The 22738-nt window shown below is 74.1% G+C and carries 22 protein-coding genes and 1 pseudogene; 17 read left to right on the top strand and 6 right to left on the bottom strand.

Annotated elements, in window-relative coordinates; translation table 11 throughout:
• Positions 1-139 precede the first annotated feature (139 nt).
• The 3 genes from EKG83_RS40625 (at position 140) to EKG83_RS40615 (ending at position 2746) form a co-directional block, all read left to right on the top strand.
• Positions 140-910: a GNAT family N-acetyltransferase gene (locus EKG83_RS40625; RefSeq protein ID WP_033431561.1), complete on the top strand. Its 771-nt coding sequence runs from the start codon at positions 140-142 to the stop codon at positions 908-910.
• On the top strand, positions 907-1752 hold the full coding sequence (locus EKG83_RS40620) for a lysophospholipid acyltransferase family protein (protein ID WP_228122393.1): 846 nt from the start codon (positions 907-909) through the stop codon (positions 1750-1752). Before EKG83_RS40625 ends, EKG83_RS40620 begins: the two co-directional genes overlap by 4 nt.
• A gap of 193 nt (positions 1753-1945) precedes the next feature.
• Entirely contained in the window at positions 1946-2746 is an 801-nt protein-coding gene (locus EKG83_RS40615; protein WP_033431560.1) for a class I SAM-dependent methyltransferase, read from the top strand.
• Here EKG83_RS40615 and EKG83_RS40610 read toward each other — a convergent pair whose 3' ends face one another.
• Entirely contained in the window at positions 2747-3262 is a 516-nt protein-coding gene (locus tag EKG83_RS40610) for a class I SAM-dependent methyltransferase (protein ID WP_033431559.1), read from the bottom strand.
• Between the two features lie 123 nt (positions 3263-3385).
• Here EKG83_RS40610 and EKG83_RS40605 point away from each other — a divergent pair.
• The 5 genes and pseudogenes from EKG83_RS40605 to EKG83_RS40585 form a co-directional block, all read left to right on the top strand.
• Positions 3386-4099, top strand: a pseudogene (locus EKG83_RS40605) (serine hydrolase domain-containing protein); the annotation flags it as partial.
• 449 nt (positions 4100-4548) lie between these two features.
• On the top strand, positions 4549-5919 hold the full coding sequence (locus EKG83_RS40600; protein WP_033431558.1) for an MFS transporter: 1371 nt from the start codon (positions 4549-4551) through the stop codon (positions 5917-5919).
• The gene (locus EKG83_RS40595) at positions 5919-7094 is read left to right on the top strand and encodes a cysteine desulfurase family protein (RefSeq protein ID WP_033431557.1); all 1176 of its coding nucleotides are present in this window, start codon (positions 5919-5921) and stop codon (positions 7092-7094) included. The genes EKG83_RS40600 and EKG83_RS40595 overlap by 1 nt, the downstream gene beginning before the upstream one ends.
• Before the next feature lie 5 nt (positions 7095-7099).
• Positions 7100-8185, top strand: coding sequence for a tRNA 2-thiouridine(34) synthase MnmA (gene mnmA / locus EKG83_RS40590; RefSeq protein WP_033431641.1), 1086 nt, complete (start codon positions 7100-7102; stop codon positions 8183-8185).
• A 36-nt stretch (positions 8186-8221) separates the two neighbouring features.
• Complete coding sequence (locus tag EKG83_RS40585) at positions 8222-8575, top strand: hypothetical protein (RefSeq protein WP_153278742.1); 354 nt, start codon at positions 8222-8224, stop codon at positions 8573-8575.
• A gap of 120 nt (positions 8576-8695) precedes the next feature.
• Here EKG83_RS40585 and EKG83_RS40580 read toward each other — a convergent pair whose 3' ends face one another.
• Together EKG83_RS40580 and EKG83_RS40575 are read right to left on the bottom strand one after the other, a co-directional pair.
• Positions 8696-9571, bottom strand: a complete 876-nt coding sequence (locus EKG83_RS40580; RefSeq protein ID WP_033431640.1) for a serine/threonine dehydratase — start codon at positions 9569-9571, stop codon at positions 8696-8698.
• A gap of 16 nt (positions 9572-9587) precedes the next feature.
• On the bottom strand, positions 9588-10094 hold the full coding sequence (locus EKG83_RS40575) for a DUF6584 family protein (protein ID WP_033431555.1): 507 nt from the start codon (positions 10092-10094) through the stop codon (positions 9588-9590).
• 41 nt (positions 10095-10135) lie between these two features.
• Between EKG83_RS40575 and EKG83_RS40570 the strand changes: the two genes are divergently transcribed.
• Complete coding sequence (locus EKG83_RS40570) at positions 10136-11308, top strand: hypothetical protein (RefSeq protein WP_033431554.1); 1173 nt, start codon at positions 10136-10138, stop codon at positions 11306-11308.
• Between the two features lie 66 nt (positions 11309-11374).
• Complete coding sequence (locus EKG83_RS40565; RefSeq protein WP_153278741.1) at positions 11375-11764, top strand: hypothetical protein; 390 nt, start codon at positions 11375-11377, stop codon at positions 11762-11764.
• On the opposite strand, the gene paaI is transcribed toward EKG83_RS40565, so the two are convergent.
• Complete coding sequence (gene paaI / locus EKG83_RS40560; protein ID WP_051765996.1) at positions 11727-12122, bottom strand: hydroxyphenylacetyl-CoA thioesterase PaaI; 396 nt, start codon at positions 12120-12122, stop codon at positions 11727-11729. The genes EKG83_RS40565 and paaI overlap by 38 nt on opposite strands.
• 39 nt (positions 12123-12161) lie before the next feature.
• Between paaI and EKG83_RS40555 the strand changes: the two genes are divergently transcribed.
• Positions 12162-12698 carry a cadmium resistance transporter gene (locus EKG83_RS40555; protein WP_153278740.1) on the top strand — a complete coding sequence of 179 codons (537 nt, stop codon included), beginning with the start codon at positions 12162-12164 and terminating at the stop codon, positions 12696-12698.
• Here the strand turns inward: EKG83_RS40555 and EKG83_RS40550 are convergent.
• The gene (locus EKG83_RS40550) at positions 12695-14032 is read right to left on the bottom strand and encodes a cellulose binding domain-containing protein (protein ID WP_033431551.1); all 1338 of its coding nucleotides are present in this window, start codon (positions 14030-14032) and stop codon (positions 12695-12697) included. The genes EKG83_RS40555 and EKG83_RS40550 overlap by 4 nt on opposite strands.
• A gap of 190 nt (positions 14033-14222) precedes the next feature.
• Between EKG83_RS40550 and EKG83_RS40545 the strand changes: the two genes are divergently transcribed.
• On the top strand, positions 14223-15233 hold the full coding sequence (locus EKG83_RS40545) for a methionine synthase (RefSeq protein ID WP_033431638.1): 1011 nt from the start codon (positions 14223-14225) through the stop codon (positions 15231-15233).
• A 191-nt stretch (positions 15234-15424) separates the two neighbouring features.
• Here EKG83_RS40545 and EKG83_RS40540 read toward each other — a convergent pair whose 3' ends face one another.
• Positions 15425-16327, bottom strand: a complete 903-nt coding sequence (locus tag EKG83_RS40540; RefSeq protein WP_033431550.1) for a LysR family transcriptional regulator — start codon at positions 16325-16327, stop codon at positions 15425-15427.
• A 73-nt stretch (positions 16328-16400) separates the two neighbouring features.
• Between EKG83_RS40540 and EKG83_RS40535 the strand changes: the two genes are divergently transcribed.
• Genes EKG83_RS40535 through ligA form a run of 5 tightly spaced genes read left to right on the top strand, consistent with a single transcriptional unit; the run spans position 16401 to position 22617 of the window.
• A complete protein-coding gene (locus tag EKG83_RS40535; RefSeq protein ID WP_033431549.1) occupies positions 16401-17030 on the top strand; it encodes a succinate dehydrogenase cytochrome b subunit in 630 nt (209 codons plus the stop codon).
• Position 17031: 1 nt separating this feature from the next.
• Positions 17032-18957: a fumarate reductase/succinate dehydrogenase flavoprotein subunit gene (locus EKG83_RS40530; RefSeq protein WP_033431548.1), complete on the top strand. Its 1926-nt coding sequence runs from the start codon at positions 17032-17034 to the stop codon at positions 18955-18957.
• Positions 18954-19700, top strand: a complete 747-nt coding sequence (locus EKG83_RS40525; protein ID WP_033431547.1) for a succinate dehydrogenase/fumarate reductase iron-sulfur subunit — start codon at positions 18954-18956, stop codon at positions 19698-19700. Before EKG83_RS40530 ends, EKG83_RS40525 begins: the two co-directional genes overlap by 4 nt.
• A 12-nt stretch (positions 19701-19712) precedes the next feature.
• A complete protein-coding gene (locus EKG83_RS40520; protein WP_033431546.1) occupies positions 19713-20369 on the top strand; it encodes a hypothetical protein in 657 nt (218 codons plus the stop codon).
• A gap of 31 nt (positions 20370-20400) precedes the next feature.
• Positions 20401-22617 carry an NAD-dependent DNA ligase LigA gene (gene ligA, locus EKG83_RS40515; RefSeq protein WP_228122392.1) on the top strand — a complete coding sequence of 739 codons (2217 nt, stop codon included), beginning with the start codon at positions 20401-20403 and terminating at the stop codon, positions 22615-22617.
• Positions 22618-22738 lie beyond the last annotated feature (121 nt).

The following is a 22738-nucleotide window of genomic DNA, read 5'->3' as shown; positions in this document are numbered from 1 at the left end:
GTCTGGAGGAGGGCCGTCCTGTCTACACGGGGCGGCCCTCCTCCCGCTCTCAGCCCGCACCTCGCCTTAACCGAGCCCTCACTGACGCGTCATCGGAACGACCTGCTCCCGGTCGCCGTGCGGTCGGTACACCAGAGCCATGACGCAGCCCCAACTGCTTGTCAGCACCGGTGACGCCGCTTCCGACGCGCCGCGCTACTCCCTGCTGGTCGCGCGTGACGGCGAGGAGGTCGTGGCCGCCCAACGCCTGCGTCACCAGGTCTTCGCGCAGGAGATGGGCGCCACCCTGCACACGTCCGTGCCGGGCCACGACGTGGACCGCTTCGACCCGTTCTGCGACCACCTCGTGGTGCGCGACGACCGCACCGGCGAGATCGTCGGCACCTACCGGATGCTGCCGCCGTCGGGCGCGGCGGAGGCCGGCGGGCTGTACTCCGACACCGAGTTCGACCTGTCCCGGCTCGACGCGCTGCGGCCGTCGCTGGTGGAGACCGGGCGCTCCTGCGTGCACCCCGACCACCGCAACGGGGCCGTGGTGTCGCTGGTGTGGGCCGGCATCGCCCGCTACATGCTGCTGTCCGGCCACTCGTGGCTGATCGGCTGCGCCTCGGTGCCGCTGCACGACGGCGGGTCGTTCGCGGCCGGCGTGTGGGACGTCGTGCGCGACAAGCACCACGCGCCCGACGAGTACCGGGTGGTGCCGCTGACCCCGTGGGACGTCGACGCGGTCGAGCGGCCCGCGCGGACCGTGCTGCCGCCGCTGCTCAAGGGCTACCTGCGGCTGGGCGCGTGGGTGTGCGGGCGGCCGGCGCTGGACCGCGACTTCGGCGTGGCCGACCTGCCGGTGCTGCTGGGCATGGACCGGGTCGACCAGCGGTACCTGCGGTTCTTCCTGGGGGAGGCGGCGTGAGCGCGCACCCGTGGATGCCCGTCTCGCCGTGCGGTGACGGGTGCGTGGACCGGTCGACGCCGTCGGTGGGCGCGTGGCGGGCGGCGTGGCGGGCGGTCTCGGCGCTGACCGCGCTGCTGTGCGGTGCGCCGGTGGCGGCGGTGGCGCTGCTGACCCGCGGCCGGTTCCGCGAGGCGTTGCTGCGCGGGTGGTTCCGGGTGCTGCTGGGCGCGTTCGGGGTGCGGCTGCGGGTGGTCGGGCCGGTGTTCCAGGCCAACCCGGGCCGCGGCGTGCTGGTGGTGTCCAACCACGTGTCGTGGCTGGACGAGCTGGCCATCGACGCCGTGCAGCCGATCCGGCTGGTGGCCAAGCGGGACATCCGCGACTGGCCCGTGCTGGGCCGCCTGATCACCGCCGCGCGCACGGTCTACCTGGACCGCGAGCGGCTGTCGCTGCTGCCCGGCACGGTCGCCGAGCTGGCCGCCGCGCTGCGCGGGGGCGCGGCGGTGGGCATCCACGCCGAGGGCACCACGTGGTGCGGCACGGCGTCGGGCCGCTACCGGCCGGCGCTGTTCCAGGCCGCGCTGGACGCCGGCGTGCCCGTGCGGCCGGTGGTGCTGCGCTACCTCCAGGGCGGCACCGGCACGACGCGCCCGGCGTTCGTCGGCTCCGACACCCTGCTGGACTCCGTGCGGCGGGTCCTGCGCGCCCGCGACCTGACCGTCGAGGTGCACGTGCTGGACGAGGTCGCCCCGGGCCGCGCCGCCACCCGCCGCGAGCTGGCCGCCCTGGTCCAGGCCGAGTCCGAGCGCGTCACCCTCACCGCCACCCCCCTCCCCCTCCCGCACCCCCTCCCCGCCTGACCCGCGCGAGTCGAACCCCCGGACCCGTCGTGTCGAACCTCCAGCACCCCCGAGTTCGACGTTCGCGGTCGAACCCGGGGGTCGCGAATGTGGAACTCGGGGGTCCCGAGCGTTCGACACGAGGGTCCTGGAGGTTCGACTCGCGCGGGAAAAGCGACTGCGGGGTGGTGCGGGTGCCGGATACCTTCGCCCGGTGGACTGGCTCAAGGTCAACCGCGACAACTGGGACGACCGCACGCGCGTCCACGCGGCCAGCGACTTCTACGACCTGGCGGGCTTCCGCGCGGGCGCCTGCACGCTGCGCCCGTTCGAGCCGGCCGAGGTCGGCGACGTCACCGGCCGCACCCTGCTCCACCTCCAGTGCCACATGGGCCAGGACACGCTGTCGTGGGCCCGGCGCGGCGCGCGCGTCACGGGCCTGGACTTCTCCGCCCCGGCCGTGGGCACCGCGCGGTCGCTGGCCGAGGACACCGGCCTGGCCGACCGCGCCCGGTTCGTCGTGTCGGACGTCCACGCCGCCCGCGAGGCCCTGGCCGGCGAGCGCTTCGACGTCGTCTACACCGGTGTCGGCGCCCTGGTGTGGCTGCCGGACCTGGTGCGGTGGGCGCGGGTGGTGGCCGACTCGCTGGTCGACGGCGGCTTCCTCTACCTGGTCGAGTTCCACCCGCTGGCCGACCTGCTCGGCGACGACGGCCGCACGCTCCAGGACGACTACTTCCGCGCCGACGGCGAGACCTACGACCACCCGCACACCTACACCGACGGCCCGGAGCTGACCCGCACGCGCTCGGTGCAGTGGCAGCACGGGCTGGGCGACGTGGTCACCGCCCTGGCCGGGGCGGGGCTGCGCGTCGACTTCCTGCGCGAGCGCGAGACCACGCTGTTCCGGCGCTACCCCGTGCTGGAGCGGACCGGCACGGGCGAGTACCGCTTCCCACCGGGCCACCCGCGGCTGCCGATGCTGTACTCGTTGCGCGCCACCAGGTCCGGCTGATCACCGGTCGGTTCGCCGGGCGAGCAGGGCGGTGGTCTCGCACCGGGCGCGCACCCCGCCGCCCAGCGACCCGACCACCACGCGCAACTCCCGCAGCAGCCCGGCGAGCCGTTCGGGCCCCAGGCGCAGGTGGTCGCTCACCGTCGACGCCAACCCCGTCCACTCGTCCGCGGTCAGGGTGCGCTCCCACCGGTACACCCGGCGCACCGCCGGGGAGAACGCGGCACTGCCCGCCACCGGGTCGGGCAGGGGACGGGGCCGCGGGCGCCAGACCCCGGCGACCTCCGCCATGCGCCCGTCCACCTCGACCCCCAGTACCGGCAGCCCCCGCCCGACCAGGGCCGCGGCCACCTTGCCGGTGCCGCACCCGACGTCGAGCACCCGCGTCGGGCCGACCGCCACCAGGTCGTCGACCAGCGCCGCCGGGTAGCCGGGGCGGTAGCGGTCGTACCGCCGGGCGACCGAACCGAACGACTCGGCCCGGGTGCGGTCCCGGTGGAGTTCACGATGTGCCACGAACCGACGATATGGGCAACGGGACCGTCCGGCCCGCGAGGTCGAGGAGTTCCCGACCGACGGCGGGGAGCGTGTCAGGGCACCGGGCGATCGTTGTCGCCATGACCGCCGCGCCGCCGGCCGCCACCGACCGACGGGCGGTTCCGGGCGGGCAGCGTCACCAAGAGCTTCACCGCGACCGTGGTGCTGCAACTGGTGGCCGAGGGTCGGTTCGGCCTGGACCGCCGCATCACGACGCGGATGCTGCCGGGCCACACCAGCGGGCTGTTCAACTACACCGGCGAGTACCACCCCGACGGCACGATTGCGCCCGGCATCCCCGCCACCGGGAAGGACTGGGTGGACAACCGGTTCCGCACCTACCGGCCCGACGAGCTGGTGCGGGTGGCCCTGGCGAAGCCGGCGCGGTTCGAGCCGGGGACGGGCTGGAGCTACTCCAACACCAACTACACGGTGGCCGGGCTGCTCGTCGAGGCGGTCACCGGCCGCCCGTACGCCGACGAGGTGCGGCGCCGCGTCTTCGAGCCGCTGGGCCTGCGGGGCACCGTGCTGCCGGGCGCCTGGTCGGGGCTGCCCGGCCCGCACTCCCACGGCTACTACCGCTACCAGGACGGCGGCGGGTGGAAGGTGGTCGACGTCACCCGCCAGAACCCCTCGCTGCTGTTCGCCGCCGGCGACGTCATCTCCACCACCGAGGACCTGCGCACGTACTCCTCCGCGCTGCACGGCGGCAGGCTCCTGCCGGCCGGGATGCGCACCCCGCAACCGAAGAGCGGCGCCTTCCGCTACGGCCTCGGGGTGTTCGTGCAGGACCTGGCCTGCGGCGTCACCGTCCTGCACCCGGCGACCGGCTCCGCGCAGGTGCTGCCGGGGCTGCTCGACGCGGTGTTCTGCGACGGGCGGACCGCGGCCTGACCGGACAGACGAGGGCGGGCACCGCCGCCTGGTTCCCGATCCCGAGCCCGCACGGTCACCGACCGTGCGGCCCGGTCGTCCGCCGACTGGCTCTGGGAACAGCCGGGAACGCTGTGTGCCGGGTCCGCGGTGACCCACACGGTCGCGCCGCTGGAGGTCGTGGTCCGGTAGCGGTCGGACCCCTCGATCGCAGTCCAGTAGGAGCACTGCCACGTCCCCCACGTACCGACCTGGGTACCGCCGGAGGGTGCGTCCCACAGGCTCGTCGAATTCGCCACCACCTGGCGTGTTCCCGCTTCCCGCAGCTCGCGACGCCTCCGCGCGACGGCCCGGCTTGACCTCCACCGGGGTGGAGGTTGAACCATTGGGCGGTGAAGACGACGGGGACCCCCACCGGCAAGAGCAACCTCTGGACCGCCGAACGGAGGGGTCCCACGGTCGGCGTGGTGCTGCTGGTCACCCTGCTCGCGTTCGAGAACATGGGCGTCTCCACCGCCATGCCGCGGATGGTCGCCGACCTCGGCGGCAACGACCTCTACGCCTGGCCGTTCCTGGCGTTCCTGGCCGCCAGCGTGGTGGCGACCGTGCTGTCCGGCCGGTTGAGCGACCTGCGCGGCCCCCGCCCGTCCCTGCTGGTCGGCCCCGCGCTGTTCCTGGTCGGCCTGCTCGTGGCCGGCGCCGCGCGGGACATGGGGCTGCTGCTGGCCGGGCGCGTGCTCCAGGGCCTGGGCGGCGGGGCCCAGGTCGTCGCCATCTACGTGCTGATCGCCCTGGTCTACCCCGAGCGGGACCGGCCGGCCGTGTTCGGCCTGCTCGCCTCCGCCTGGGTGGTGCCCTCGCTGGTCGGCCCGGCGCTGGCCGGGTGGCTGACCGAGGTGCTGAGCTGGCGCTGGGTGTTCCTGGGCCTGGCGCCGTTCGTGCTGGTCGGGGTGCTGCTGCTGGTGCCGGTGCTGCGGGAGCTGCCCCCGCACACCCCCGACCGCAACACCCGCCGCGGGCTGCCGGCGGCCGCGCTGGGCGCCGGGGTCGGGGTGGCCGCGCTGAGCTGGGCCGCGCAGCACCCGCGCGGGCTGAACCTGCTGGTCGGCGCGGTCGGCCTGGTGGTGCTGGCGCCCGCCCTGCGGGTGCTGCTGCCCAAGGGCACGCTCACCGCCCGGCCCGGCCTGCCGATGACGATCCTGGCCCGCGGCCTGCTCGCCGGGTCGTTCTTCGCGGTCGAGGCGTTCATCCCGCTGACCCTGACCGCCGTGCACGGCTACTCGGCCATCGCGGCGGGCATCCCGCTCACGCTCAGCGCGCTCGGCTGGTCCGCGGCCGCCTGGTGGCAGTCGCGCAAGCCGGACGTGCCGCGCGAGAAGTTCGTCCGCTGGGGGTTCGCGCTCAGCGCCGCGGGCATCTGCGGGGTGACGCTCATCGCACCCCCGTGGGGTCCGGCGTGGGCCACGCCGCTGCTGTGGGCGGTCGGCGGGGCCGGCATGGGGGTGGCCATGTCGAGCCTGAGCGTGCTGACGCTGGCCGCGTCCTCCGACGTGGACCGGGGTTTCAACTCCTCGGCCCTGCAGATCAGCGACATGCTGGGCTCGGCGCTGCTGGTCGGCCTGGGCGGCGTGCTGGTCACCGCCGTCGCCTCCGCCACCGCCCCGACGGCCGCGGTGGTGCCGTTCGACCTGCTGATGGCGGGGCTGGCGGTGCTCGGTGCGGTGCTCGCGGGACGGCTGCGCCCGGCTACCCTGGACGACTGATGGCCTACTTCGACCACGCCGCCACGACCCCCGTGCTCCCCGAGGCGATCGAGGCGATGACGCGGGCGCTGTCCACCACGGGCAACGCCTCGTCGCTGCACACCTCCGGGCGGCGGGCGCGGCGCGCGGTCGAGGAGGCCCGCGAGGACGTCGCCGACGCCCTGGGCGCCCGCCCGTCCGAGGTGATCTTCACCAGCGGCGGCACGGAGAGCGACAACCTCGCCGTCAAGGGCGTCTACTGGTCCCGCCGCGCGGCCGGCCGCAAGCGGGTGGTGGCCTCCTCCGTGGAGCACCACGCCGTGCTGGACGCGGTGCAGTGGCTGGTCGACCACGAGGGCGCCGAGGTGACCTGGCTGGAGCCCGACGGGCTGGGCCGCGTCCGCCCCGAGGCGCTGGCCGACGCGCTGGACGACGACGTCGCCCTGGTCACCGTGATGTGGGCGAACAACGAGGTCGGCACGATCAACCCGGTCGAGGAGCTGGCGGCGCTGGCGGCGGGGCGCTCGGTGCCGTTCCACACCGACGCGGTGCAGGCGCTGGGCGCGGTGCCGGTCGACTTCACCGCCTCCGGGGCCTCGGCGCTCACGCTCACCGGCCACAAGATCGGCGGCCCGTACGGCGTGGGCGCGCTGCTGCTCGGCCGCGACGTCGCCACCACGCCCCTGCTGCACGGCGGCGGCCAGGAGCGCGAGGTGCGCTCGGGCACGCTGGACGTGCCGGCGATCGCCGGTTTCGCGGCGGCGGTGCGGCACGCGGTGGACCACCGGGAGCGCGCGGCGGCCGAGCTGGCCGCGCTGCGCGACGAGCTGGTCGAGCGGGTCCGCGGCGTGGTGCCGGACGTGGCGGTGAACGGCGACCCGGTGCACCGGCTGCCGGGCAACGCGCACCTGACCTTCCCCGGCTGCGAGGGCGACAGCCTGCTGATGCTGCTCGACGCCAGGGGCATCGAGTGCTCGACCGGTTCGGCGTGCACGGCCGGGGTGGCCGAGCCCAGCCACGTGCTGCTGGCCATGGGCGTGGACCCGGTGGCGGCGCGCGGGTCGCTGCGGTTCTCCCTGGGCCACACCTCCACGCGGGCCGAGGTGGACGAGCTGGTCGAGGTGATCGGCCCGGTGGTCGAACGCGCCCGCACGGCGGGCATCGCGGGCTTGAAGCGGACGAAGGCGGAGGTGTGACGGGCATGCGGGTGCTGGCGGCGATGAGCGGCGGGGTGGACTCCGCCGTGGCTGCGGCGCGGGCGGTGGAGGCCGGGCACGACGTGACCGGCGTGCACCTGGCGCTGTCGGCGAAGCCGGGCACCCTGCGCACCGGCGCCCGCGGCTGCTGCACCCTGGAGGACGCCCGGGACGCGCGGCGCGCGGCGGACGTGCTCGGCATCCCGTTCTACGTGTGGGACTTCGCGGAGCGGTTCACCGAGGACGTGGTGGAGGACTTCGTCGCCGAGTACGCGGCGGGCCGCACGCCCAACCCGTGCCTGCGGTGCAACGAGAAGATCAAGTTCGAGGCGCTGCTGGACAAGGCCGTGGCGCTGGGCTTCGACGCGGTGTGCACCGGCCACTACGCCCGGCTGGCCGTGGTGGACGGGCGGGTGGAGCTGCGCCGGTCGGCCGACGAGGGCAAGGACCAGTCCTACGTGCTGGCGTCGCTGACCCGCGAGCAGCTCGCGCACGCGATGTTCCCGCTGGGCGGGTCCACCAAGGCCGAGGTCCGCGACGAGGCGGCCCGGCGCGGGCTCCAGGTGGCGCGCAAGCCCGACAGCCACGACATCTGCTTCATCCCCGACGGCGACACGCGCGGCTTCCTGACCCGGCGGCTGGGCGAGCAGCCGGGCCTGCTGGTCGACGACGCCACCGGCGCCGTGCTCGGCCGCCACGCCGGCGTGCACGAGTTCACCGTGGGCCAGCGCAAGGGCCTGGGCATCGACGCGCCCGCACCGGACGGGCGGCCCCGCTACGTGCTGTCGCTGGAGCCGGTGACCGGCACGGTCCGGGTCGGCTCGGCCGAGCGGCTGCGGGTGACCGAGATCGTCGCGCGGCGGCCGGTGACCCGGGTCGAGTTCACCGGTCCGGTCGAGTGCGTGGCGCAGGTGCGCGCGCACGGCGGCCTCGCGCCCGCGGTGGCCGAACTGGTCGGCGACGAGCTGCTGGTGCGCCTGCGCGAGCCGCTGACCGGCGTCGCCCCCGGTCAGGCGGTCGCGGTGTACCGGCCGGACGCGGCGGCGGGCGACCTGGTGCTGGCCAGCGCCACCATCAGCTCGACGGGTTGAGGGATTTTTGTCGGGGCGGCCTGCAAGACTGCGGGTGTGCCGCATGACAACGCACGACGCCGCCGCACGCTGGCGGACGTCGAAATCCGGGTGGGTGTGCTGGGGAGCAAGGTCGACCACCCGTCCGCGCAACGCCTGACGGCCGAGCAGCACGAGCGGCTGCGGGCCGAGGCGCGGACGTTGCAGTGGGTCGTCCGGGAGCGCCGGCACCGGGCCGAGTGGGCGGACCTGCTGGCCCGGGTCGAGGTGCTGGTGGAGCGGGTGGAGCAGTTGGCGCCGGTGGTCGAGGTCGACGTGCCGGCGCAGGCGCGGGGTGAGGACGACCGGGTGGTGGGCGAAGGCCCGCGGCCGGTGGTGTTCTGCCCGCCGGGCCGGGGACGGGACCGCTAGCGGGCGGTCGGGCGCCGCGGGGCCGGGCGGTCCCGCGGCGCCCGACCCGCGGCGTTCACGGCGTCTGATCCGGGTGCCCACCTGCGGCGTTCGCCCGCACGAGTCCTTGCCCGCGAGCGCTCAGGGCGTCCAGTCCGTGTTCGCCCCGCACAGCACCACGCAGGGCCGCTCACCAGGCACCCGACCGGCCAGCCAGGCCGCGAACGGCACGGCCGCCGCCGGTTCCACGGCCAGCCGGAACTCCTCCCACAGCCGGTCGCGGGCGGCCAGCAGCTCGGCGTCCGACACGAGCACCGACCGCACGTCGTGCGCGGCCAGCACCCCGAACGGCACCTCGCCGACCCGCGTGGCGCCCAGCGCCGACGCCGCGACCGAGTCCACCTCCGAGTCGACCGGCTCACCCGCGGCCAGCGCCCGGTGCAGGGCGCAGCACCGCTCCGGCTCCACCGCGACCACCACCCGCCCGTCCGCGCCGAGCGCCGTGCCCGCGGCCAGCCCACCCCCGCCGACGGCCACCGCGATGGCGTCCACGTCCGGCGCGTCCGCCACGACCTCCCGCGCGAGGGTGCCCTGACCCGCGACGACGTCGAGCGAGTTGTACGCCTCGACGTAGTGCCCCGGCGCCTCCCGCGCCGCCAGCACGGCCTCGCCGTAGGTCTCGCCGTGCCGGACCAGCTTCGCGCCCGAGGCTTCGATCCGCCGCACCTTGCCCTCCGGCGCGCCCACCGGCACGAACACGGTGGCGTGCAGGCCGAGCAGCCGCGCGGCCTCGGCGACGCCCAGGCCGTGGTTGCCGCCGGACGCGGTGACCACGAGGTCGGGCGACCCGGCGGTGAGCAGGGCGTTCAGCGCGCCGCGCAGCTTGAACGAGCCGGTGAGCTGGAGGTGTTCCAGCTTGAGCACGAGCGGTCGGCCGTCGACCTCGGTGCGCCACAGGGGCGTGCGGCGGGCGTAGGGGCGGATGCGGTCTGCGGCGGCGGCCACGTCAGCGGTCATGCCCACCAGGATCCTCTCACCCGGTCATCCACCTGAACGCGCCCATCACCAGCGTCACCGCGCCGACGACGAAGCACAGCAGGACGACGACCAGGCCGAGTAACACCAGCACGTTGGCCACCGGCGAGGAGTCCCGGTCGTCGGCGACCACCAGCTCCCGGCGCAGCTGCTCGGTGGCCTCGGCGTGCAGCGCCACCAGCCGGTCGCGGGCGGTCCGCGTCGCCGCGGCCTCCTCGCCGCCGGTCCAGTTCAGGGCGGCCAACCGCGCCATCGGGGTGCGGTAGGCGCGTTCGAACGCCGCGACCTCGGCCTCGTCGCGCTCCTCGGCCAGGTAGCTCCACCTGCCGGCCTGGGCGGCGTCGCCGAGCAGCCGGTACACCTCGGCCAGGCGTTCCCGCAGGTCCAGCCGGTCGGGGAAGCTGGTGACCAGCCCGACCAGCCGCTGCCTGGCGCGCAGCACGCTGGCCAGGTCACCGCGTCCCACCTCTTCGGCGGCCCTGCGCAGCGTCACCTCGACAGGCATGGACCACATCGTCCCAGCCCGTGCAACCGTAGGATCGGTCGGTGATCGCGGTGTCGGTGGTGGCCTTCGGCCTCGCCTGGTGGCTGGGGCTGTACCTGCTGGCGAGGGACCCGCGCAAGCGGTTGCTCCGCCGCGCCTCGGCCGGGTTGCTGGCCTACGCCCTGGTGCTCGTGCTGCCGGTGCCGGCGGCGGCGATGGCGGTGCCCGCGGTGGCGTGGACGGGCGCGGTGGTGTGCTGGCTGCCCGAGCGCTACGACCGCTGGTGGCGGTACAGCGCGCTGCCGCTGCTGGTGGCGGCGTGGTTCGCACCGCCGGTGGTGCTGGTGCCGCTGGCCGCCGCGGTGGTGCTGTGCCTGCGGTTGCGGCGGGCGCTGCTGCTCGCGGCGACGGTGATGTTCGGGCTCAGCTCCGCCGCGCTGCTGCTGGACGTGCTGCCGCGGGTGCTCGTGCTCGCCTCGGCCGGGGTCGACGTGCTGCTGTTCGGCGTGGTCGTGGCGGTGGCCGACGCGTTCGACGAGGGCGAGGCCGTGCGGGCGGACGCGGTGCGGTCGCTGATCACCTCGACCGGGCTGGCGCTGGTGTTCGGCGGCCAGGTGGCGCTGTTCCTGGACGACCGGCTGGTGCCGCTGCTCTACGGCACGGTGGCCGCCGCGATCGCGGTGCAGGTGCTGGCGAACCCGCTGGCGCTGCTGGTGGACCGGGTCGCGGTGCCCGAGGTGGCGGACTCGCGGGCGGAGCTGCGCGACGCGGCCGAGGCGCTGCCCCGCCGGGCGCCGCTCGACCCGGCGGAATTCGTCAAGCTGACCAGGCGGGCGCTGAGCAATTACGGCGACCTGGGCAAGCTCGTCGCGAGCCCGTTGACGCAATTGCCGGTGATCGACGCCCGGCTCGCCGCGCGCGGCGCGTCCGACCAACCGCTGGAACGCGCCGCCGAGCTGAAATCCCTGCTGCTGGAGAGCATCCTGAGGCTCAAGCCGCGGGACGGCGGTTTCGGCACCAGCGACGAATGGCGTTACTACAACGCCCTCTACTTCTACTACGTGGCCGGCATCCGGCCCTACAGCAGGCGGACCAAGCGCGAGGACCTGGACCCGGACGCGCGGCGGGCGCTGGCGTGGTTCGTCGACCAGGTGCCCGAGCGGACGCTGCACAACTGGCAGAACGCCGGGGCCCGGTTGGTGGCCGAGGACCTGTCCGCCCAGGTCGTGCCGTAGGAATTGGCAGTCGTTGGCAGTGCCGGTGGTACCGCCGGCAGTGCTCCGGCGGGCAGTTTCGGTGCCATGACGACTGCCATGAAGACTCAGACGCTCCGCAACGACGGCCTGCTCCGCTTCGCCCTCCGGCTCGACGGCGTGGCCTCGGGCGGGTTGGGCGTGCTCGCCCTCCTGCTCGACCTCCCGCTCGGGTTGCCGAGGGGTTTGGTGGTGGGCCTCGGCATTTTCCTGGTGGCTTACGGGATCGGCGTTTTCCTGCTCGGCACGCGCCCGATCCGCCCATTGGTGGCGGTGGTGGTGATCGGCAATTCGCTGTGGGTGGTGGACAGCTTCCTGACCGCGTTCGCCGGCTGGTTCCCGGTGACCGGCTTCGGGGTTTTCCTGATCGTCGCCCAGGCCGTCGCCGTGACCGGTTTCGTCACGCTCCAGGTGCTGGGCCTGCGGCGCTCGGCCTGAGCGTCCGGCTCCGGCCGCGGAACTCCGCGACCACCTCGTCGCCCCGGCGCACGGTGATGTCGTAGATCCCGCCGCGGCCGAACCGGACCCGCTCCACGGCCTCCGCCACGAGTTCGTCCCCCGCCCGGACGGGGGCGATGAAGTCGATCTCCGCCTGCGCCGCCACGGTCACCGAGCCGTGGCGGTTGCACGCGCAGGCGAAGGCGGTGTCGGCGAGCAGGAACACGTAGCCGCCGTGCCCGATGCCGTGCCCGTTGAGCATCCGGTCGGTGACCGTCATGGCCAGCCGGGCGGTGCCCTCCCCGAGTGCGAGGGCCCGGATGCCGAGCGCGGTCGAGGCGGGGTCGTTGGCGAGCATGTCCGCGGGGTCCACGCGGAGCACCTTAAGGTTCGCCCCGTGCTGGACGTCATTCGCGCCGTGGGCCTGTTCGCCGTGACCAACGTCGACGACATCGTGCTGCTGGCGCTGTTCTTCGCCCGGGGCGTGCCGCCGTGGCGGGTGGTGCTGGGGCAGTACGCGGGGTTCGCGGCGATCCTGGTGGTGGCGGTGGCCGCCGCCCTGGGCGCGACCCTGCTGCCGCCGTCGGTGCTGCCGTGGCTCGGCCTGCTGCCGCTGGCCCTGGGCCTGAAGGCGGCGTGGCGGGCGTGGCGCGGCGGTGACGACGACGCCGAGCCGACGGCCACGGGCGCGTTGGGCGTCGCCGCCGTGACCTTCGCCAACGGCGGCGACAACATCGGCGTCTACGTGCCGGTCTTCGCCACCACCGGCATCACGCTCTACGTCGTGGTCTTCCTCGTGCTGGTGGCGGTGTGGTGCGCGGCGGGCCGCTGGTTCGCCACCAGGCCCGTGGTGGCCCGCGCCCTGAGCCGCTGGGGGCACGTGGTGCTGCCGGTGGTGCTGATCGCGGTGGGCCTGCTGATCCTGCTGGGCTAGCCGGTGAAGCCCTTGAAGATGGTGGTGAACTCGTACTGGCCCTGGGCGATGCCGCTGCACGTGGGCGAGATGGCGCCGCCCGCGCAGCCGCCGTTGTCGCGGCCGACCGACCAGAACGCCAGCAGGCCGATCCGGTTGCTGTTCGCCCACGTCACGAGCTTGCGGGCGTGGGCCTGGGTGAAGACCTTGCCGTTGAAGTTGCGGCCGATCATCGGGGTCACCCCGAGCAGCTTGCGCAGCTCCGCGTCGGACTTGGCGGGCCAGATCTGCTTGAGCTGCCGCAGCGTGCTCTCGGCCGCGGCGATGACGGCGTCGCCCCAGTCGGCGCGGGAGGTGCCGAACTCCATGGTCATGGGGTTGACCAGGACGGTGAGGCCCTTCGCCGCGGCGTTCTGCAGCACCTGCACCGAGTACGGGTCCATGCCGTAGTCGTCGCCCTGGACGCGCATGGTGTAGCTGATCGACGTGCCGCGCTCGGTCTGGAGCTTCTTCAGGGCGGTGTTGACCATGTCGTGCGGGATGGTGGCCTCGACGTCCACGTCCAGGTGGTTGCTGCCGACCGCGTCCAGGGACTTCTTGTAGGCCGCCAGCAGGGCGTCGGCGGTGGAGCAGGAGTACTCCAGGTACGGGCCCACGGCGCCGCCGGTGGCCACGATGACGTCGCCGCCGAGGGCCTTGAGCGCCCGCACGTCGTTGACGATCCGGCTGTCGGTGATGGGGATCGTGCCGCCCCAGGAGGGGTTGCAGCCGGTGCTGTCGGCGAGCGCGAAGCCGAGGGTGAACACCTTCTGACCGGTCGCCCGGGCCACGGACTCCAGCGACGGCGTCGGCATGGTGATGTCCACGTAGGGCGCGGATTTGGGGCTGCCGCCTGTCGGCGGGTTGTCGTCCGTCGTCGTGGTGGTGGTCGTGGTCGTGGTGGTCGTCGTGGTGCCGCCCGTGCAGGGCTGGCCGTTGAGCTTGCAGTTCTGGGGCAGGCCCGGGCCGTTGACCAGGAAGCCGAACGACGTGGCCGCGCCCGCCGCCAGGGAACCGTTGTACTCGCGGTTGGTGAACGCGTGGTGGGTGCCGCTGCTGGTCAGCGTCGCGTCCCAGTACGAGCCGGGCGCGGTGCCCGCGGGCAGGTCGAACTCGACCTTCCACCCGGACAGCGGCGCGGAGCCGGCGGTGACGGTGACCCTGCCCTGGTAGCCGGAGCCCCACGAGGAGTCCTGGGCGAACACCGCGGTCGGGCTCGGTGCGGCGCCCGCCGGTGCGGCCGCCAGCAGGCCGGCGGTCAGGACCGCGGTGGTGGCCGCCGCCAGCGCGGCCAGGACCTTTCGCTTCACCGACATCGCTGCTCCCGGGGAAGGGGTGGTGCGAGGACGTGGGGCGCGGCACGCCCCCGCACCACGGTCGCGGGCGGTGCCCCTCGCCACTGTCGGCACCGACAAGGTGACGGTATGTGGTCTGGACCAAGCCGTCAATGGGTCTAGACCTTTTGTCCGTACACGCCTCGCAACCCGTGAATGGGAGACTGTGCGGGTGGATGGACTGCCCTGGCCCGCCGGCGCCGCGACCGGCATCGGCTCGCTGCCCGGAACGGACCCGCTGGAAGCCGCGCGGATCGTGCTCGGCGAGCTGCCCGACCTGCCGCACCTGCCCGAGCTGCCCGCCCGCGGCGTCGGCGCGGACATGATCGGCCGCACCGCCGGCCTGCTGGTCGACCTGCCGGTCGAGGTGGTCCCCTCCGGCTACCGGACCGCCGCCCACCCCGGCCGCGACCACCGGCGGGCGGTGGACCTGCTGCGCCGCGACCTCGACGCGTTCGAGGAGGCCGCCGACCCCGCACCGCCGCGGGTGGTCAAGGTCCAGGCCGCCGGCCCGTGGACGCTCACCGCGAGCGTCGAGCTGCCGCGCGGGCACCGCGTGCTCACCGACCGGGGCGCGCTGCGCGAGTTCACCGAGTCGCTGGCCGAAGGGCTCAACCGGCACGTCGCCGAGGTCGCCAGGCGCACCGGCGCGCGGGTCGTGGTGCAGCTCGACGAACCGGCGCTGCCCGCCGTGCTGGCCGGCCTGCTGCCCACGCCGTCCAAGCTCGGCACGGTCCCGCCCGTCCCCGAGCCCGAGGCCCGCGCCACCCTCCAGGCCGTCGTCGAGGCGCTGGACGCCGACGTCGTCGTGCACTGCTGCGCCCCGCGCCCGCCGATCGCGCTGATGCGGGGTGCCGGCGCCCGTGCCGTCTCCTTCGACGTCACCGCGCTGGACGAGTCGACCTGGGACGAGATCGGCGAGGCGTGGGAGGACAAGACCCCCCTGTTCCTGGGCCTGACCCCCGCGGTCGCCCCCACCCACCCCACCTCCCTGAAGTCCCTGGCCCAACCGGCCCTGAACCTGGTGGACCGCCTCGGCTTCCCCCGCGACCTGCTGGGCACCCTGGCCGTGCCCACCCCCACCTGCGGCCTGGCCGGCGCCAACGCCACCTGGCTGCGCCGCGCCCTCTCCCTGACCCGCGACCTGGCCAAAGCCTTCACCGAACCCCCGGAAACCTGGTAACCGCGCGAGTCATGCACCCAACCCGCGCGTGTCATGCGTTCAGACCTCGCGTGTCATGCGCTCGCGCCCCCCGAATTCGACGTTCAGCGCTCCGAAGTGGTCCTGAATGTCGAACTCGGGGGTCCTGAGCGCATGACACGCCGGTCCTGAGTGCATGACACGCCGGGGCTGAGTGCATGACTCGCGCGGGGTCAGGGGGTGGGGTGGACGCCGGTGGGCAGGGGGGCGGTGCGCAGGAAGTCGAGCAGGACGGTGCGGAAGGCGCGGCCGGCCGAGGTGGGTGCCACGTCGGTGCGGTGGGCCAGGGCGATGGTCCGGCTGGTGGTCGGCGTCAGCGGGGTGCCGTGCAGGGAGCGGGTGGCCAGCACGGTCGACGGCACGATCGCCACGCCCAGCCCGACCTCCACGAACCGCAGCACGGCGTCCATCTCGCCGCCCTCCACCGCGAACGACGGCTCGAACCCCGCGCCCCGGCACGCGGCCAGCGTGGTCTCCCGCAGGTCGTAGCCGGACCGGAACATCACCAGCGGGTGCTCGCGCAGGTCGGTCAACCGCATCCGGTTCACGCCCAGCGGCGCCGCCGAGGCCACCACCAGCTCCTCCCGCAGCACCGGCACCACGGTCAGCGCCCGGTCGGCGTCCGCGGGCGACACGATCACCAGCGCCAGGTCCAGGTCACCGGCCTCCAGCGCGGCCACCAGGTCCCGCGACCCGCCCTCGGTCACCGACACCCGGATGCCCGGGTAGGTGTCGTGGTACCGCTTGATCACGTCCGCGAACAGGCTGGCGCACAGGCTCGGCGTCGCACCCACCCGCACCCGCCCGCGCCGCAGCCCCACCAGCTCGGCCACCTCCAGCCGCGCGGTGTCCACATCGGACAGGATGCGCCGGGCCACGGGCAGCAGCGCCTCGCCCGCGGGGGTCAGCGCGACGTTCCCGCGCGCCCGGCTGAACAGCTCCGCGCCCAGCTCCTTCTCCAGGGCGTGGATCTGCTTGGACAGTGAGGGCTGCGCCACACGCACCTCCGCCGCGGCCCTGGTGAAGTGCCGCGTCCTGGCCACCGCCAGGAAATACGCGAGCTGTTGGAGCGTCATAGCCCCAGGCTATCCTCAGCCAGCCCACGATGTATTGGACGACTCGTCGCCGGGGTTCCTAGCGTCTTGAACCGTGGACACGATCGGGCTCTACCGCACCACGATCGGCAAAAAGGCCGTCATGGCGGTCACCGGCGCCGTGCTGCTGCTGTACGTCGTCGCGCACATGCTCGGCAACCTCACCTTCTTCTCGGGCGCGGCGGCGCTCGACGGCTACGGCCGGTGGCTGCGCGAGGTCGGCGCCGTGTGGCCGGTGCGCGTCGCGCTGCTGGCCGCCGTCGCCCTGCACTTCACCGCCGCCCACCAGCTGACCGTGCGCGCCCGCCGGGCCCGCGGCCGTTACGCCCACCGGCGCCCCGTCCAGGGCGGCTACGCGGCCCGCACCATGCGCTGGGGCGGCGTCGTCATCGCCCTGTTCGTGGTCTACCACCTGCTCGACCTGACGGCCGGGTGGCTCAACCCGCACGGCGTGCCCGGCGAGATTCACGCGAACGTGGTGGCGGACTTCCGGCACTGGTACGTGGTGCTGGCCTACACCGCCGCGGTCGTCGCCCTGGGCTTCCACATCCGCCACGGCGCGTGGAGCGCCACGCGCAGCCTCGGCGTCACCACCTCGCGCGCGATCGGCCTGACCCTGGCCGTGGTCGTCTGCGCGGGCTTCCTGTCCGTCCCCTTCGCCGTCTTCACCGGGTTGGTGAGCTGACATGCCGCACACGACGGGTTCCTACACCGAGGGCACCCCCATCGCCGACCAGCGCGCGCCGGTCGGCCCGATCGAGCACCGCTGGGACCGCCGCCGCTTCTCCGCGCGCCTGGTCAACCCGGCCAACCGGCGCAACCGCGAGGTGATCGTGGTCGGGACGGGCCTGGCCGGCGCCTCGGCCGCGGCCACGCTGGCGGAGCTGGGCTACCGCGTGCGGTCGTTCTGCCACCAGGACAGCCCGCGCCGCGCGCACAGCATCGCCGCGCAGGGCGGCATCAACGCGGCCAAGAACTACCGCAACGACGGCGACAGCGTGTGGCGGCTGTTCCACGACACGGTGAAGGGCGGCGACTTCCGCTCCCGCGAGTCCAACGTCCACCGGCTGGCCCAGATCAGCGCCGAGATCATCGACCAGTGCGTGGCGCAGGGCGTGCCGTTCGCCCGCGAGTACGGCGGCCTGCTCGACACCCGCTCCTTCGGCGGCGCGCAGGTCTCCCGCACCTTCTACGCCCGCGGCCAGACCGGGCAGCAGCTCCTGCTGGGCGCCTACCAGGCCCTGTCCCGCCAGGTCGCCGCGGGCCGGGTGACCACGCACCCGCGCACCGAGATGCTGGACCTGGTGGTGGTCGACGGCCGGGCGCGCGGCGTCGTGGTGCGCGACCTGGTGACCGGCGCGGTGTCCGCGCACCTCGCGGACGCCGTGGTGCTGGCCACCGGCGGCTACGGCAACGTGTTCCACCTGTCCACCAACGCCAAGGGCTGCAACGCCACCGCGATCTGGCGCGCCCACCGCCGCGGCGCGCTGTTCGCGAACCCGTGCTTCACCCAGATCCACCCCACGTGCATCCCGATCAGCGGCGACCACCAGTCCAAGCTCACCCTGATGAGCGAGTCGCTGCGCAACGACGGCCGTGTGTGGGTGCCGCGCGACCCGCACGACCGGCGCCCGCCCAACGACGTCCCCGAGGCCGAGCGCGACTACTTCCTGGAGCGCATGTACCCGAGCTTCGGCAACCTCGTGCCCCGCGACATCGCCTCCCGCGCGGCCAAGCAGGTCTCCGACGAGAAGCGCGGCGTGCACCTGGACTTCGCCGACGCCCTGGCCCGCCTCGGCCGGGACGCGGTGGAGCAGCGCTACGGCAACCTGTTCCAGATGTACCAGCGCATCACCGGCGACGACCCGTACGAGGTGCCGATGCGCATCTACCCGGCCGTGCACTACACCATGGGCGGCCTGTGGGTGGACTACGACCTGCGCTCCACCATCCCCGGCCTCTACGTCATAGGCGAGGCGAACTTCTCCGACCACGGCGCCAACCGGCTGGGCGCCAGCGCGCTGATGCAGGGCCTGGCCGACGGCTACTTCGTGCTGCCCGGCGTGATCGGCGACTACCTGGCCGACGCGCCGTTCGACCCCGTCACCGCGGACACCCCGGAGGTGGCGGACACCGCGTCGGAGGTGCGCGGCCGCCTCAAGTCGCTGCTGGCCGTGCGCGGCGACCGCACGGTCGAGTCGTTCCACCGCGAGCTGGGCCGCCTGATGTGGGACGAGTGCGGCATGGAGCGCGACGGGGCGGGCCTGCGCAAGGCGCTGGAGCGCATCCCGGAGCTGCGCGAGGAGTTCTGGCAGAGGGTGGCCGTCCCGGGCGGCCCGGACTTCAACCAGGAGCTGGAGAAGGCGGGCCGGGTCGCGGACTTCCTGGAGCTGGCCGAGCTGATGTGCGTGGACGCCCTGCACCGCACCGAGTCCTGCGGCGGCCACTTCCGGTCCGAGAGCCGCACCCCCGAGGGCGAGGCGCTGCGCGACGACGCCACGTTCGCCTACGTCGCCGCCTGGGAGTACACCGGCGTGGGCCAACCGCCCGTGCTGCACAAGGAAGAGCTGGTCTTCGAGCACGTCACCCCCACCACCCGGAGCTACGCGTGAAGCTGACCCTGCGGATCTGGCGGCAGAACGGCCCCACCGGGCGCCTGGTCGACTACCCCCTGGACGGCCTGTCGCCGGACATGTCGTTCCTGGAGGCGCTGGACGTGCTCAACGAGCGGCTGATCACCTCGGGCGACGAGCCGGTGGCGTTCGACCACGACTGCCGCGAGGGCATCTGCGGCGCGTGCGGCGTGGTCATCAACGGCCACGCGCACGGCCCCCAGCGCGCCACCACCGCCTGCCAGCTGCACCTGCGCCACTTCGCCGACGGCGACGTGGTGACCGTCGAACCGTGGCGCGCCGGGCCGTTCCCGGTGGTGCGGGACCTGGTGGTGGACCGGTCGGCGCTGGACCGCGTCATCGCCGCGGGCGGCTACGTCGGCGTGCCCACCGGCAGCGCGCCCGACGCCCACGCCGTGCCGGTGCCCAAACCCGCCGCGGACACCGCGTTCGAGGCGGCGGCGTGCATCGGCTGCGGCGCGTGCGTGGCCGCGTGCCCGAACGGGTCGGCGATGCTGTTCACTGCGGCCAAGACCACCCACCTGGGCGTCCTGCCGCAGGGACAGCCCGAGCGGTGGTCGCGGGCGCGGGACATGGTGGCCGAGCACGACGCCGCCGGGTTCGGCGGCTGCACCAACACCGGCGAGTGCGCGGTGGCGTGCCCCAAGGGCATCCCGCTGACCACCATCGCCCGCCTCAACGCCGATCTGCTGCGAGCGCACACCGGGCGCCGGACGTCGTAGTTCAATGGGGCCATGAGCTGGTTCCGCCGCCACCGTCGCCGCGAGCCCGACCCCGCGCCCGTCCACCTGCCCAACCCGGACGAGGCCGCGGCCGCGTTCTGGGCCGCGTGGGCGGAGCTGCTGCCGTCGGTGAGCGCCGCGCTCGGCGACGCCGAACCCGACCGGGTCGAGGAGCGGGTCGGCGAGCTGGTCGCCGGCCTGCACCCCGACCTCAGGTTCACCCTCGAACGCGGCCACCGCGCCATCTACGCGCTGGTCGTCACCGGCCAGGAGGACCCGCGGCTGCGGCCGTGGACCGACGCGTGGATCGCCGCCGCGCCCGCCGAGGACGTCATCTGGGAGTACCACGACTCGGTGCCGCCCGTGCCGGACCCGACGCTGGTCACCATCAACCTCGGCCCCCGGCGGCTGCGGCTGGCCGACGTGCGCGTGGTCGCCCAGGTCTCCGACGGCCTGGTCGACGTCGCGGTCTGGCACCCCGGTTTCACCGAGCTGGATGACGACGCCCGCCGGCGCATGACGTTCCTGCCCCTGGACGTCACGCTCGGTGAGCGCCTGGCGGGCGAACGACTCGGTCGGGTGGAGACCGCCGTCCTCGAACCGGTCGGCGCGATCGGCCTGCTGGAGTTCCGCGACCTGGTTCGGGGCATGGGTGAGGATCGGTCATGAAAATGTCGGACCCCCTGACTAGGCTTCCCCCGTGACCAGCGACGACTCGTTGAACCCGACCGACGCCTCCGCCGAGGGCGTCGAGGACGTGCCCGCGGGCGTGCGGGAGCGGCACGCCGCCCTCGCGGAGGTCGTGCGCGGCCACCAGTTCCGCTACTACGTCCTGGACGCCCCGACGATCAGTGACGGTGAGTTCGACGCGCTGCTGCGCGAGCTGGAGGCCCTGGAGCAGGCCCACCCCGGCCTGGCCACGCCCGACTCGCCCACCCAGCGGGTCGGCGGCACGTTCTCCACCGAGTTCACCGCGGTCGACCACCTGGAGCGGATGCTCAGCCTGGACAACGCGTTCTCGCGCGACGAGCTGCACGCCTGGTTCGAGCGGGTGCACAAGGAGGTCGGCGACGGCGCGCACTTCCTGTGCGAGCTGAAGATCGACGGCCTGGCCATCAACCTGCTCTACGAGCACGGGACGCTGGTCCGCGCCCTCACCAGGGGCGACGGCCGCACCGGCGAGGACGTGACGCTCAACGTCCGCACCCTGCGCGACGTGCCCGAGACGCTGACCGGCACCGCCGAGCACCCCGTGCCCGCGCTGGTCGAGGTGCGCGGCGAGGTGTTCTTCGCGGTGGAGGACTTCCTGGAGCTCAACGCCCGCCTGGTCGAGGCGGGCAGGCCGCCGTTCGCCAACCCGCGCAACACCGCGGCCGGCTCGCTGCGGCAGAAGGACCCGAAGGTCACCGCGTCGCGCAGGCTGCGCCTGATCTGCCACGGCCTGGGCAAGCGCGAGGGCTTCGAGCTGACCAGGCAGTCCGACGCCTACGAGGCGCTGCGCGCGTGGGGCCTGCCGGTGTCCTCGCACACCAGGGTGCTCACCACGTTCGACGAGGTCAACGCGCACGTCGAGTACTGGGGCGCCCACCGGCACGACGCCGAGCACGAGATCGACGGCGTCGTGGTCAAGGTCGACGAGGTCGCCTGGCAGCGGCGGCTGGGCAGCACGTCGCGCGCGCCGCGCTGGGCGATCGCGTTCAAGTACCCGCCCGAGGAGGCCACCACGACCCTGCTCGACATCAAGGTGCAGGTCGGCCGCACCGGCCGGGTGACGCCGTTCGCCGTGATGGAACCGGTGAAGGTGGCCGGCTCCACGGTCGCGCGGGCGACCCTGCACAACGCGAGCGAGGTCAAGCGCAAGGGCGTGCTCATCGGCGACCGGATCGTCATCCGCAAGGCCGGCGACGTGATCCCCGAGGTGCTCGGCCCGGTGGTCGACGCCCGCCCGGCCGACGCCCGCGAGTTCGAGATGCCCACCACCTGCCCGGAGTGCGGCCACGGCCTGCGCCCGATGAAGGAGGGCGACGTCGACATCCGCTGCCCCAACGCGGCCGGCTGCCCCGGCCAGCTGCGGGAGCGCCTGGCGTACCTGGCGTCGCGGTCGGCGCTGGACATCGAGGTCCTGGGCTACGAGGCCGCGGCGGCCCTGGTCGAGTCGGACGCGTACGGCGACGAGGGCGACCTGTTCTCGCTGGGCGAGGAGGAGTTGCTGGGCGTCGACCTGTTCCGGACCATCGGCGGGGAGCTGACGGCCAACGCGCTCAAGCTCCTGGACAACCTGGAGGCGGTCAAGCAGCGTCCCCTGTGGAGGGTCCTGGTGGCCCTGTCCATCCGCCACGTCGGCCCGACGGCGGCCCGCGCGCTGGCCCGGGAGTTCGGCTCGATCGACCGCGTCGTCTCCGCGTCGGAGGAGGAACTGGCCGCGGCCGAGGGCGTGGGCCCGACCATCGCCGCCGCGGTACGCGAGTGGGTCGAGACCCCGTGGCGGCAGGCGGTGGTCGAGAAGTGGCGCGCGGCCGGGGTGCGGATGGCCGAGGAGCGCGACACCTCGACGCCGCGGAACTTGGAGGGGCTGTCGATCGTGGTGACGGGGTCGCTGGAGGGCTTCTCGCGCGACGAGGCCAAGGAGGCGATCCTGGTGCGCGGGGGGAAGGCGGCGGGGGCGGTGTCGAAGAAGACGGCGTTCGTGGTGGTGGGGGAGTCGCCGGGGTCGAAGGCGGAGAAGGCGGAGCAGCTCAAGGTGCCGGTGCTGGACGAGGCCGGGTTCCGGGTGCTGTTGGAGCGGGGACCGGAGGCGGCCCGCGAGGTGGCGACCGTGACCGAGGACCCGACCCCGGACCCCACTGCTGCCGACGCGACCGCTGCCCCGGCTGTGGCTGCCGACCCGACAACCGAGCCCGCAACAGCCGAGGTCTGACCCGTCCCGTCACTGGATCGGGTGATCATCGGCCGAATGTGTACGAAAACGACCCCCTGCGCACTCGGTTGAAAAAGGAGGTCGCAACCAACCCCCGCCACGCAGTCAGGAGGCCCACCCG

The sequence above is a fragment of the Saccharothrix syringae genome (genome assembly GCF_009498035.1).
GTDB classification, from domain to species: Bacteria; Actinomycetota; Actinomycetes; order Mycobacteriales; family Pseudonocardiaceae; genus Actinosynnema; species Actinosynnema syringae.
Note: the sequence above shows the minus strand (reverse complement) of the source record. Positions and strands in the feature narration are given on the sequence as shown.

What these genes read in the sequence shown, in the direction of transcription:
- EKG83_RS40625 (WP_033431561.1), top strand. Translation starts at nt 140, where the DNA reads ATGACGCAGCCCCAACTGCTTGTCAGCACCGGTGACGCCGCTTCCGAC.
- EKG83_RS40595 (WP_033431557.1), top strand. Translation starts at nt 5,919, where the DNA reads ATGGCCTACTTCGACCACGCCGCCACGACCCCCGTGCTCCCCGAGGCG.
- mnmA (WP_033431641.1), top strand. Translation starts at nt 7,100, where the DNA reads ATGCGGGTGCTGGCGGCGATGAGCGGCGGGGTGGACTCCGCCGTGGCT.
- EKG83_RS40580 (WP_033431640.1), bottom strand. Translation starts at nt 9,571, where the DNA reads ATGACCGCTGACGTGGCCGCCGCCGCAGACCGCATCCGCCCCTACGCC.
- EKG83_RS40575 (WP_033431555.1), bottom strand. Translation starts at nt 10,094, where the DNA reads ATGCCTGTCGAGGTGACGCTGCGCAGGGCCGCCGAAGAGGTGGGACGC.
- EKG83_RS40565 (WP_153278741.1), top strand. Translation starts at nt 11,375, where the DNA reads ATGACGACTGCCATGAAGACTCAGACGCTCCGCAACGACGGCCTGCTC.
- paaI (WP_051765996.1), bottom strand. Translation starts at nt 12,122, where the DNA reads ATGCTCGCCAACGACCCCGCCTCGACCGCGCTCGGCATCCGGGCCCTC.
- EKG83_RS40550 (WP_033431551.1), bottom strand. Translation starts at nt 14,032, where the DNA reads ATGTCGGTGAAGCGAAAGGTCCTGGCCGCGCTGGCGGCGGCCACCACC.
- EKG83_RS40540 (WP_033431550.1), bottom strand. Translation starts at nt 16,327, where the DNA reads ATGACGCTCCAACAGCTCGCGTATTTCCTGGCGGTGGCCAGGACGCGG.
- EKG83_RS40530 (WP_033431548.1), top strand. Translation starts at nt 17,032, where the DNA reads ATGCCGCACACGACGGGTTCCTACACCGAGGGCACCCCCATCGCCGAC.
- EKG83_RS40520 (WP_033431546.1), top strand. Translation starts at nt 19,713, where the DNA reads ATGAGCTGGTTCCGCCGCCACCGTCGCCGCGAGCCCGACCCCGCGCCC.